Origin of the sequence: Silvania confinis (assembly GCF_025564085.1) — a bacterium.
Classification (GTDB): Bacteria; Pseudomonadota; Gammaproteobacteria; order Enterobacterales; family Enterobacteriaceae; genus Enterobacter; species Enterobacter confinis.
Genome location: NZ_JAMGZJ010000078.1, coordinates 1,142,154 through 1,153,232, shown reverse-complemented (window position 1 = coordinate 1,153,232; position 11,079 = coordinate 1,142,154). Strand labels below are relative to the sequence as shown.

The 11,079-nt window shown below is 57.4% G+C and carries 10 protein-coding genes; 7 read left to right on the top strand and 3 right to left on the bottom strand.

All coding sequences use genetic code 11. The features are described from left to right. Window positions 1-228 precede the first annotated feature (228 nt). From M8013_RS23475 to M8013_RS23465, 3 genes are read right to left on the bottom strand one after another with little or no spacing between them, the layout of a single operon-like run. Window positions 229-357: a DUF2474 domain-containing protein gene (locus M8013_RS23475; RefSeq protein WP_271270144.1), complete on the bottom strand. Its 129-nt coding sequence runs from the start codon at window positions 355-357 to the stop codon at window positions 229-231. Next, complete coding sequence (gene cydB / locus M8013_RS23470; RefSeq protein ID WP_271270143.1) at window positions 357-1,367, bottom strand: cytochrome d ubiquinol oxidase subunit II; 1,011 nt, start codon at window positions 1,365-1,367, stop codon at window positions 357-359. Before cydB ends, M8013_RS23475 begins: the two co-directional genes overlap by 1 nt. Then, window positions 1,367-2,761: a cytochrome ubiquinol oxidase subunit I gene (locus M8013_RS23465; protein WP_271270142.1), complete on the bottom strand. Its 1,395-nt coding sequence runs from the start codon at window positions 2,759-2,761 to the stop codon at window positions 1,367-1,369. Before M8013_RS23465 ends, cydB begins: the two co-directional genes overlap by 1 nt. An 860-nt stretch (window positions 2,762-3,621) precedes the next feature. Between M8013_RS23465 and ymcF the strand changes: the two genes are divergently transcribed. From ymcF to patD, 7 genes are all read left to right on the top strand, one after another. Further along, entirely contained in the window at window positions 3,622-3,810 is a 189-nt protein-coding gene (gene ymcF, locus M8013_RS23460) for a cold shock small protein YmcF (RefSeq protein ID WP_271270141.1), read from the top strand. A gap of 110 nt (window positions 3,811-3,920) precedes the next feature. Further along, entirely contained in the window at window positions 3,921-5,345 is a 1,425-nt protein-coding gene (locus M8013_RS23455; protein ID WP_271270140.1) for an aminotransferase-like domain-containing protein, read from the top strand. Window positions 5,346-5,630: 285 nt separating this feature from the next. After that, window positions 5,631-6,776, top strand: a complete 1,146-nt coding sequence (gene ydcS / locus M8013_RS23450) for a putative ABC transporter substrate-binding protein YdcS (protein WP_271270139.1) — start codon at window positions 5,631-5,633, stop codon at window positions 6,774-6,776. A 15-nt stretch (window positions 6,777-6,791) separates the two neighbouring features. Beyond that, complete coding sequence (locus M8013_RS23445; RefSeq protein ID WP_271270138.1) at window positions 6,792-7,805, top strand: ABC transporter ATP-binding protein; 1,014 nt, start codon at window positions 6,792-6,794, stop codon at window positions 7,803-7,805. Window position 7,806: 1 nt separating this feature from the next. Next, window positions 7,807-8,751: an ABC transporter permease gene (locus M8013_RS23440; RefSeq protein WP_271270137.1), complete on the top strand. Its 945-nt coding sequence runs from the start codon at window positions 7,807-7,809 to the stop codon at window positions 8,749-8,751. Continuing rightward, window positions 8,741-9,547, top strand: coding sequence for an ABC transporter permease (locus tag M8013_RS23435; RefSeq protein WP_271270136.1), 807 nt, complete (start codon window positions 8,741-8,743; stop codon window positions 9,545-9,547). The genes M8013_RS23440 and M8013_RS23435 overlap by 11 nt, the downstream gene beginning before the upstream one ends. 24 nt (window positions 9,548-9,571) lie before the next feature. After that, entirely contained in the window at window positions 9,572-10,996 is a 1,425-nt protein-coding gene (gene patD / locus M8013_RS23430) for an aminobutyraldehyde dehydrogenase (RefSeq protein ID WP_271270135.1), read from the top strand. Window positions 10,997-11,079: the final 83 nt, after the last annotated feature.

Sequence of the window (11,079 nt, the reverse complement as noted above, 5' to 3'; positions counted from 1 at the left end):
TGTGGTGGTACAGCACGAAAGTGGGGGTGATCGACCTGAAGAAAAAGTCGATCACCATGGGTAAAGGGTGTTAAAAAGTGTTCACCATGTCCCCGAACACCTGTTTACCATGTCCCCGGTCTGTACATGGGAGAGGGCTAGGGTGAGGGGAACATGCGGGCCATGGAGCCGCTGAAAGCGATTTATTCCCTTAAATTTCTTAATCGCTTTAGGACAATAAGTTCATACTCAGTGCGATTTAAACCCCGCCGCCGTCATCAGCACGCGGAAGAACATACCCACCAGCGCCAGCGCCAGCACGCTGCCACCCCAGATAATCACCAGCCACATCAGGCGTTTCCAGACAGAGTGTTGCATCAGTGATAGCCCTCCCCAGGCTGAACTTTGCCGCGAAACACGTAATAGCTCCAGAACGTGTACACCAGAATGATCGGGATAATAAACAGCGCGCCTACCAGCATAAAGCCCTGGCTCTGCGGCGGGGCCGCGGCCTGCCACAAGGTGATCGACGGCGGGATAATATGCGGCCAGATGCTGATCCCCAACCCGCTAAAGCCAAGGAACACCAGCCCAAGGGTCAGGATGAACGGCAGATGATGGCTGTTGGGATTGTTCAGGCTTCGCCATTGCCACAGACTCAGGACGACAACCAGTAGCGGCACCGGCAGCAGGAAGAACAGGTTTGGCAGGCTGAACCAGCGTGCGGCAATTGCTGGCTGGGCCAGCGGCGTCCACAGGCTAATGACGGCGATAATCCCCAGCAGGGCCAGCAGCAGACGTTTTGACGCCTGACGCATCCGCACCTGCAACGGGTTTTCGCTTTTCATTACCAGCCACGTCGCGCCTAAAAAGGCGTAGGCAATCACCAGCCCCAGACCGCAGAACAGGTTGAACGGGGTAAACCAGTCGAAGGCGCCGCCGCTGTACGCACGGCCGGTCACCTCAAAGCCGTTAATCACTGCCCCGACCACGATGCCCTGAGTGAAGGTCGCCAGCACGGAACCGCCGACAAAGGCTTTATCCCAGAAAGGACGGTGCGCTGGCGTGGCTTTGAAGCGAAACTCAAACGCCACTCCGCGAAAAATCAGCCCCAGCAGCATTAAGGTCAGCGGGATCGTCAGCGCATCGATGATCACCGCATAGGCCAGCGGAAACGCACCAAACAGCGCTGCACCGCCCAGCACCAGCCAGGTTTCGTTCCCGTCCCACACCGGGGCGACGCTGTTGACCATCACATCCCGGTCGTCGGCATCCTGAATGGCGGGAAACAGGATGCCAATCCCAAGGTCGAAGCCGTCCATCACGATATACATCAGGGTGGCGAAGACAATAATCACAAACCAGATAAGGGAGAGATCGATACCCATTATGGTTTCTCCTGAGAAGTCACAGCCGAGAGAGGACGCGCCGGGCGACCATCGTTTTCTGTTGGGAAGCTTTCATCTTCCTGCGGGCCTTTCTTGATCAGCCGTACCATGTAGCTGTAGCCGACGCCAAATACCGAGGTGTACACCACGAAAAAGGCCAGCAGACTGACGCTCATATGCAGGTCGCCATGCGCGGAAACCGCGTCTTTAGTACGCTGTAACCCGTACACGATCCACGGCTGGCGACCCACTTCGGTGGTGACCCACCCGGCGAGGATCGCAATCAGCCCGGACGGCCCCATCAGCAGGGCAAACCACAGGAAGGGGCGGGAGTGGTACAGCCGCTGCTTGTAGCGCAGCCACAGAGCCACCGCACCGAGCATCAGCATCAGCATGCCCAGTCCGGCCATAATGCGGAACGACCAGAAGACCATCGTCGAGTTCGGCCGGTCTTCCTTCGCGAACTCCTTCAGAGCCGGGACCTGCTTGTCGAGGCTGTGAGTGAGGATCAGGCTGCCGAGCGCCGGGATCTCCAGCCCGTATTTTGTGCGCTCCTGCTCCATATCCGGCCAGCCAAACAGCAGCAGCGGCGTCGGTTCACCCGGCACGTTTTCCCAGTGTCCTTCAATGGCGGCAATCTTGGCAGGCTGATATTTGAGGGTATTCAGGCCGTGCATATCCCCGACCATAGCCTGAATGGGAGCAACGATAAGCAGCATCCACAGCGCCATTGAGAACATATGGCGAATGGCAGGCGTATTGTTGCCGCGCAGCAGATGCCAGGCGCCCGAGGCGGCGACAAACAGTGCGCTGCTGAGGAACGCCGCTATCGACATGTGCAGCAGGCGATACGGGAAGGAGGGGTTAAACACCACTGCAAACCAATCCACTGGCACCACTACGCCGTTAACGATCTCATAGCCCTGCGGGGTGTGCATCCAGCTGTTCGACGCAAGGATCCAGAAAGTAGAGATGAGGGTGCCCAGCGCCACCATGCAGGTAGCGAAGAAGTGCAGGCCGGGCCCGACTTTGTTCCAGCCAAATAGCATCACGCCCAGAAAACCGGCTTCAAGGAAGAAGGCGGTCAGCACTTCATAGGTGAGAAGCGGGCCGGTAATACTGCCCGCAAACTGGGAAAAACCGCTCCAGTTGGTGCCGAACTGATAAGCCATTACCAGCCCGGAGACCACGCCCATACCAAAGTTGACGGCGAAAATCTTCGACCAGAAATGATACAGCGAGCGCCAGACGGGGTTTTTGCTTTTCAGCCATAGCCCCTCCAGCACCGCCAGATAGCTGGCGAGGCCAATGGTGATCGCCGGAAAAATAATGTGGAAGGAGACAGTAAACGCAAACTGGATCCTCGCCAGATGAAACGCATCTAAACCAAACATGCACAACCTCAAGGTCAATCGTTGTGGCTGTTATGGTAAAGAGACCGGACGCAGAGTATCAGAGACAGAAAAGGGGAATTTATGTATAACAGTTTATGAAAAGTGGTTGTTTTATTGTGCTGTTATAGGGTTGCGGGACTGTACGCCCCGCAAGATTAATTGCATTTACGACAGTACATATAACGCGCGATAAGCCAGATGAGAAGGGTAGTTAACAGCAGAGACAATACTGATAAGGCGAAAATGTAACGGTCATACCATTCAACTTCGGTCAGAAATCCAAATTTATCGGTGTAAATATCGTATAAATAAACGTCAGGCATCCAGACGCAGAGCAGAGAATAAACAATGCACAACAGGGCTAATTGGCCTAACCATATCCCTAAGTGGGCCATTGGTTTCATACTATTCTTCGCAGTGTTGAGTGTTTATTAATCAGGGTGTAGCTGTGATTAAACTGTGAGGGTAAAAATCTGGCAGTATCAAACACGGATTCTTCAATAAAAACCATTCAAAATGTGCCATAAATAAATATTATAAATCATGGTGTTATATAGATATTGGTGATTTTACCGGTCCCCGTTACGCGGCCACAGGTTATAAAAACAGTGCCTTTATGATTTTTCTGCATAAAAGCCCTTGCATCCTTTTTTATAGCGTGCGTTAATGATTCCTCGGTTTGAAATCAAAAAAATATCTGTCGCCGTCTCTTAAAGCATTTCTCAACACGTTGTGCCTCTCCGCAGCCTCTCTTGGGTCTTTTCTTTACGTTCTGAACGCTCTGATTAGTTTTGTCTCAGACCACTATCGCCTTTAAGGCCCAATTAGCATTTGACGTTTTTTACGTTCAGGAGATTTACATGAGTTCTAACATCCATTTTCGTTGCCCGTGCTGTCATGGCTCGCAATACCGTACTTCAGCATTTGACGTGTCTGAAAAGAATCCACTCGGCGCGAAGTGCATTTTCTGCAAGTCGTCGATGATCACCTTCGACCATTTAGCTGCGTTGCAGCACGCTATGCAGGTTCCGTTTGCCCTGCGTAAGTAATCCATCAGGCGCCGTCACGCCTGTTGATCTTTTCTTAAACCTATAACAGTTCATTAATCCTGCCTTTTTTCTCCTGCTGATATACTATGTTGAGCAGCAAGGAGAACCCGATGAAAAAATACCAGCGCCTGGCGCAGCAAATCATTTCGCAGATCGAACTTGGCGTCTGGCAACCCGGCGATAAGCTTCCCTCTCTGCGCGAGCAAGTCAGCAGCAGTGGCATGAGCTTTATGACCGTGGGTCATGCGTATCAGATGCTTGAGAGTCAGGGGCGTATTGTGGCGCGTCCACAGTCGGGTTATTACGTTGCCGCGCCGCCAAACGGGCAACAACCCATGCCGCCTGCGCAGGTCATGCGTGATGAAGCGGTAGACATCAACACCTATATCTTCGACGTGCTCCAGGCCAGCCGCGATCCCTCGGTGGTGCCGTTTGCCTCGGCCTTTCCCGATCCACGCCTGTTCCCGTTGCAGCAGCTCAACCGCTCGCTGGCAAACGTCAGCAAAACCGCCACCGCGATGAGCGTGATCGAAAGCCTGCCGCCGGGCAACGTCGACTTGCGCCACGCCATTGCCCGCCGCTATGCCCAGCAGGGGATGAATATCTCCCCGGATGAAATCGTCATTACCGCCGGTGCGCTCGAAGCGCTGAACCTCAGCCTGCAGGCGGTGACTGAACCGGGCGACTGGGTGATTGTCGAAAACCCCTGTTTTTACGGTGCGCTGCAGGCACTTGAGCGGCTCAAACTGAAAGCGCTGTCGGTGGCCACCGACGTGCGTGAAGGCATCGACCTGACGGCGCTGGCGCAGGCGCTGAACGACTACCCGGTTAAGGCCTGCTGGCTGATGACCAACGGTCAAAACCCGCTGGGCTTTACCCTCAGCGCCGATAAAAAAGCGCAGCTGATCGCCTTGCTGACGAAGCATAACGTCACCCTGATTGAGGATGACGTCTACAGCGAGCTCTATTACGGCCGCGAAAAACCGCTCCCGGCGAAAGCCTGGGATCGCGCGGATATGACCTTGCACTGCTCTTCATTTTCGAAATGCCTGGTCGCCGGATTCCGCATCGGCTGGGTGGCCGCCGGGAAACATGCCCGTCGTATCCAGCAACTGCAGCTGATGAGCACCTTATCCACCAGTTCGCCGATGCAGCTGGCGCTGGTGGATTATCTCGCCACCAAACGCTACGACGCGCACCTCAGGCGCTTACGCCGCACGCTGGCCGAACGCAAGCAGCAGGCGTGGCAAGCACTGCTGCGCCACATGCCCGCCGAGGTGACAATCCACCACAGCGACAGCGGTTATTTCTTATGGCTGGAGCTGCCCGCGCCGCTGGATGCCGGAGAGCTTAGCGCCCGGGCGCTGGCGCATCACATCAGCATTGCGCCAGGAAAAATGTTCTCCACCTCCGACACCTGGACGCCGTTTTTTCGCTTTAATACCTCCTGGGCCTGGGGAGAGCGTGAGGAGCAGGCGGTGGCCCAGCTGGCAGCAATAATTAGCGAGATGTTAAACCAACACAAAGCGTATTAACCCGCGCCGTAAGTTCGCCGCTGAATAAACATTCTGATTCTCTTAATAACGCCGCACGCTATTTGCGGCGTTTTTATTATTGCGTTCATAGGAAATATGCATATCGCCCGCCTGCGCTAACTCCTTGTCTATAATCCAGTTAACGGGTAATGCGCCCCCGGTCACAACCTGATGAAAATTCCAGTACCTGCCGGGTGCGCCGCATTTACGCGGTCTACGTTTAATGAGGGAGATATTCTACCGGCACGGCCGCCGTCAGACTTCATTGCGACAGGAGTAAAAGGTATGAGCAAAAAATTTGCCCGTAGCAGTCTGTGTGCGCTCAGTATGACTATTTTGACTGCGCAGGCGGCGGAGCCTCCAAAAGAACTGGGTAAAGCAGAAGGGCGGCTGGATATCATTGCCTGGCCGGGGTATATCGAGCGCGGCCAGACCGATAAAAATTACGACTGGGTCAGCCAGTTTGAAAAAGAGACCGGCTGTGCGGTCAACGTCAAAACCGCCGCGACCTCGGATGAGATGGTCAGCCTGATGGCGAAGGGCGGTTACGATCTGGTGACCGCCTCGGGCGATGCCTCCCTGCGGTTAATCATGGGCAAGCGCGTGCAGCCGATTAACACGGCGCTTATCCCGGCGTGGAAAACTATCGATCCACGAATGGTCAACGGCGAATGGTTTAACGTGGACGGCAAAGTCTACGGCACGCCGTATCAGTGGGGGCCAAACCTGCTGATGTACAACACCAAAACCTTCCCAACCCCGCCTGATAGCTGGGCTGTCGTATTCAAAGAACAAAATCTTCCGGACGGAAAAACCAACAAAGGGCGCGTGCAGGCCTACGATGGCCCGATCTACATTGCTGATGCCGCGCTGTTCGTCAAAGCCACCCAGCCGGCACTGGGGATCACCGACCCGTATCAGCTGACGGAAGCCCAGTACGCGGCGGTGGTGAAAGTGCTGAAAGATCAGCATGCGCTGATCCACCGCTACTGGCACGACACCACCGTCCAGATGAGTGACTTCAAAAACGAAGGCGTGGTGGCCTCCAGCGCCTGGCCGTACCAGGCCAACGCCCTGAAAGCGGAGAACCAGCCGATTGCCACCGTGTTCCCGAAAGAGGGGGTCACCGGCTGGGCGGATACCACCATGCTGCATACCGACGCTAAACATCCAGTCTGCGCCTATAAGTGGATGAACTGGTCTCTGACGCCAAAAGTGCAGGGCGATCTGGCCGCGTGGTTCGGCTCGCTACCGGTGGTGCCGGAAGGGTGTAAAGCCAGCACGCTGCTGGGCGAGAAAGGCTGCGAAACCAACGGCTACACCTACTTCGATAAAATCATGTTCTGGAAAACTCCCATCGCCAACGGCGGAAAATATGTTCCGTATAACCGCTGGGTTCAGGACTATATCGCCATCATGGGTGGTCGCTAGCGCAGGGAGCGGGCTATGACGTACGCAGTAGAATTTAACGATGTCTCCCGCCTGTATGGCGACGTGCGTGCGGTGGATGGGGTCACAATTCAGATTCACGACGGCGAGTTTTTCTCCATGCTGGGGCCTTCGGGCTCCGGCAAAACCACCTGCCTGCGGCTGATTGCCGGCTTCGAACAGCTGAGCGGCGGTGCGATCGCCATCTTTGGTAAAGACGCGAGCGCGTTGCCGCCCTGGGAGCGCGACGTCAATACCGTGTTTCAGGATTACGCGCTGTTTCCGCACATGTCGATTCTGGAGAACGTCGCCTACGGGCTGATGGTGAAGGGGATCAATAAATCCACCCGCCAGGCGCAGGCCCGCGAGGCGCTGGCACGCGTCGACCTGAGCTTTGCCGAAACGCGCCGACCTTCTCAGCTGTCGGGCGGTCAACGGCAGCGGGTGGCGATCGCCCGCGCGCTGGTGAATCAACCCCGGGTGCTGCTGCTGGATGAACCGCTCGGCGCGCTCGATCTTAAATTGCGCGAGCAGATGCAGTTTGAGCTGAAAAAACTGCAGCAGGAGCTGGGCATCACCTTTATTTTCGTCACCCACGATCAGGGCGAAGCGCTGTCGATGTCGGATCGGGTGGCGGTGTTTAACAACGGGCGAATCGAGCAGGTGGACACCCCGCGCGAACTGTATCTGCGCCCGCGCACCCCGTTTGTCGCCAGCTTCGTTGGCACCTCGAACGTCTTTACCGACGCCCTGGCCCGCCGCGTCTGCGGCATGTCGGGAAGCTATTCGCTGCGCCCGGAACATATCCGCCTGAACGAGAACGGCGAAATCCAGGTGCAGGGCCGGGTGCAGGCGGTACAGTTCCAGGGGGCCGCCACACGCTTCGAGCTACGCCTGGCCGAAGGCGAAAAGCTGCTGGTGAGTCAGCCAAATATCAGCGGCTCGGCGATCGCTACAGGCGTTGAGAATGGGCAACTGGTCACCGCGTCGTGGGCGCGAGAGGCGATGGTACCACTGCATGAGGAGAGGTGAGATGGACGTGAGCGTATCTCCTCCACCGGCCTCGCACGGGCTGTCGGGGCGCCTGTCGGCGCTGTTCTGGCGTCGCCCGTCGTTGGGACTGTTCCTGCTGCTGCTTGGCCCGCTGATGTGGTTTGGTATCGTCTATCTGGGATCGCTGCTGACCCTCCTGTGGCAGGGGTTCTACACCTTCGACGACTTCACGATGGCGGTGACGCCGGACCTGACGCTGGCCAACATCCGGGCGCTGTTTCAACCCGCCAATTACGACATCATCTTGCGCACCCTGACGATGGCGATTGCCGTCACGATCGGCAGCGCGATTCTGGCTTTTCCGATGGCGTGGTATATGGCGCGCTATACCCGCGGGAAATGGAAAGCCTTCTTCTATATTGCGGTGATGCTGCCGATGTGGGCCAGCTATATCGTCAAAGCCTATGCCTGGACGCTGCTGCTGGCGAAAGGCGGGGTGGCGCAGTGGTTTCTGGAGGCGATGAGGCTGGAACCGCTGCTGACCGCACTGATGACGGTGCCCGGCGTCGGTGGCAGCACGCTGTCGACCTCCGGGCTGGGGCGTTTCCTGGTGTTCGTCTATATCTGGCTGCCGTTTATGATCCTGCCGGTGCAGGCGGCGCTGGAACGTTTGCCGCCGTCGCTGCTGCAGGCCTCAGCGGACCTCGGTGCCCGGCCGCGTCAGACCTTCCGCTACGTAGTTTTGCCGCTGGCGATACCGGGGATTGCGGCGGGGTCGATCTTCACCTTCTCCCTGACGTTGGGCGACTTTATTGTGCCGCAGCTGATTGGCCCGCCGGGCTACTTCATCGGACAGATGGTTTACTCCCAACAGGGGGCGGTGGGCAATATGCCCATGGCGGCGGCCTTTACGCTGGTGCCGATTGTTCTGATCACGATTTATCTGGCGTTCGTGAAGCGCCTGGGAGCGTTTGATGCACTCTGAACGCGCACCGTTGTTTCTAAAAATAGCCACCTGGGGTGGGGTGATCTTTCTCCACTTCCCGCTGCTGATCATTGCCATCTATGCTTTTAATACCGAGGACGCTGCCTTCAGCTTTCCGCCGCAGGGGCTGACCCTCAAGTGGTTCAGCATCGCGGCGACGCGCAGTGACATCATTGAATCGGTGACGTTGTCACTGAAAATCGCCGCGCTGTCGACGGTGATTGCGCTGGTATTGGGTACCCTGGCGGCTGCGGCCCTGTGGCGGCGTGAGTTCTTTGGCAAAAACGTCATTTCGCTGATGCTGATTTTGCCGATTGCGCTGCCGGGGATCATCACCGGCCTGGCGCTGCTGACGGCATTTAAAACCATCAATCTGGAGCCGGGCTTTTTCACCATTATTCTCGGTCACGCCACCTTCTGCGTGGTGGTGGTGTTCAATAACGTGATTGCCCGCTTCCGGCGCACCTCGTGGAGCCTGGTGGAGGCATCCATGGATCTCGGTGCCAACGGCTGGCAAACCTTCCGCTTTGTGGTGCTGCCCAATCTGGGATCCGCCCTGCTGGCCGGGGGGATGCTGGCATTTGCGCTCTCGTTCGATGAGATCATCGTAACGACCTTTACTGCCGGACATGAGCGCACCTTGCCGCTGTGGCTGTTAAATCAGCTCGGCCGCCCGCGCGATGTGCCGGTGACGAACGTGGTGGCGCTGCTGGTGATGCTGGTGACGACCATTCCTATTCTGGGGGCCTGGTGGCTAACCCGCGAAGGCGACAGCAATGCTGACAGCGGGAAATAACGTTGATTTCAACAGGACAATACTATGCAAACTCAACTGCTGATTAATGGTGAACTGGTCAAGGGCGAAGGCGAAAAGCAGCCGGTGTACAACCCGGCAACCGGCGAAGTCATTCTGGAGATCGCCGAGGCCACAGCCGCACAGGTGGATGCTGCCGTTCAGGCCGCCGACCAGGCTTTTGCCAGCTGGGGACAGTCGACGCCGAAAACCCGCGCCGAGTGCCTGCTCAGGCTGGCGGATGTGATAGACGAAAACGCCGACACCCTGGCACGGCTGGAGTCGCAGAACTGTGGCAAACCGCTGCACTGCGTGCTGGGGGACGAACTCCCGGCGGTTGCCGATGTGTTTCGCTTCTTTGCCGGGGCCGCGCGCAGCCTGCACGGGCTGGCGGCGGGTGAGTATCTCGAGGGCCACACCTCGATGATCCGCCGTGACCCGGTGGGTGTGGTGGCCTCCATCGCCCCGTGGAACTATCCGCTGATGATGGCGGCGTGGAAGCTGGGCCCGGCGCTGGCCGCCGGCAACTGCGTGGTGATCAAACCGTCGGAAATCACGCCTCTGACCACCCTTAAGCTGGCCGAACTGGCGCAAGACATTTTTCCTGCCGGGGTGCTGAACGTGCTGTTTGGGCGCGGTAAAACCGTCGGCGATCCGCTGACCGGACATGAAAAGGTGCGGATGGTGTCGCTCACCGGCTCCATCGCCACCGGGGAACACATTATCGGGCATACCGCGTCGTCGATTAAGCGCACCCACATGGAGTTGGGCGGCAAAGCTCCGGTGATTGTCTTTGACGATGCCGACCTCGATGCGGTGGTGGAGGGTGTGCGTACCTTCGGCTTCTATAACGCCGGGCAAGACTGTACCGCCGCCTGTCGGATCTACGCGCAGAAGGGCATTTATGCGGCGCTGGTCGAAAAACTGGGTGCGGCGGTCGCCAGCCTGAAAATCGGTGCGCCGGATGACGACAGCACCGAGCTTGGGCCGCTAAGCTCGCAGGCGCATCTCGACAGGGTGTCTAACGCAGTGGACGAGGCGAAAGCGCTGGCGCATATCCAGGTGGTCACCGGCGGCAACAAGCATGACGGGGGCGGGTACTACTTCCAGCCCACGCTGCTGGCAGGTGCGAAACAGGAGGATGCCATCGTCCAGCGGGAGGTGTTCGGCCCGGTGGTGAGTGTCACTGAATTTGACGATGAAGCCCAGGTGCTGGCCTGGGCCAACGATTCTCACTACGGGCTGGCATCGTCGGTCTGGACGCAGGGCGTGGGCCGCGCGCACCGGGTCAGCGCGCGCTTGCAGTATGGCTGCACCTGGGTCAACACCCACTTTATGCTGGTCAGCGAAATGCCGCACGGCGGGATGAAGCTGTCAGGCTACGGCAAAGATATGTCGTCGTACAGCCTGGAAGATTACACCGTGGTGCGTCACGTTATGATTAAACACTGATCCTGTGCGGCCGCCGGTTAAATATATTTCTCAGGACACTCTATTTAACCGGCTGGCCGCAAAATTCCCCGCTAAGAATATAT

What these genes read in the sequence shown, in the direction of transcription:
- M8013_RS23445 (WP_271270138.1), top strand. Translation starts at nt 6,792, where the DNA reads ATGACGTACGCAGTAGAATTTAACGATGTCTCCCGCCTGTATGGCGAC.
- patD (WP_271270135.1), top strand. Translation starts at nt 9,572, where the DNA reads ATGCAAACTCAACTGCTGATTAATGGTGAACTGGTCAAGGGCGAAGGC.
- ydcS (WP_271270139.1), top strand. Translation starts at nt 5,631, where the DNA reads ATGAGCAAAAAATTTGCCCGTAGCAGTCTGTGTGCGCTCAGTATGACT.
- ymcF (WP_271270141.1), top strand. Translation starts at nt 3,622, where the DNA reads ATGAGTTCTAACATCCATTTTCGTTGCCCGTGCTGTCATGGCTCGCAA.
- cydB (WP_271270143.1), bottom strand. Translation starts at nt 1,367, where the DNA reads ATGGGTATCGATCTCTCCCTTATCTGGTTTGTGATTATTGTCTTCGCC.
- M8013_RS23475 (WP_271270144.1), bottom strand. Translation starts at nt 357, where the DNA reads ATGCAACACTCTGTCTGGAAACGCCTGATGTGGCTGGTGATTATCTGG.
- M8013_RS23455 (WP_271270140.1), top strand. Translation starts at nt 3,921, where the DNA reads ATGAAAAAATACCAGCGCCTGGCGCAGCAAATCATTTCGCAGATCGAA.
- M8013_RS23440 (WP_271270137.1), top strand. Translation starts at nt 7,807, where the DNA reads ATGGACGTGAGCGTATCTCCTCCACCGGCCTCGCACGGGCTGTCGGGG.
- M8013_RS23435 (WP_271270136.1), top strand. Translation starts at nt 8,741, where the DNA reads ATGCACTCTGAACGCGCACCGTTGTTTCTAAAAATAGCCACCTGGGGT.
- M8013_RS23465 (WP_271270142.1), bottom strand. Translation starts at nt 2,761, where the DNA reads ATGTTTGGTTTAGATGCGTTTCATCTGGCGAGGATCCAGTTTGCGTTT.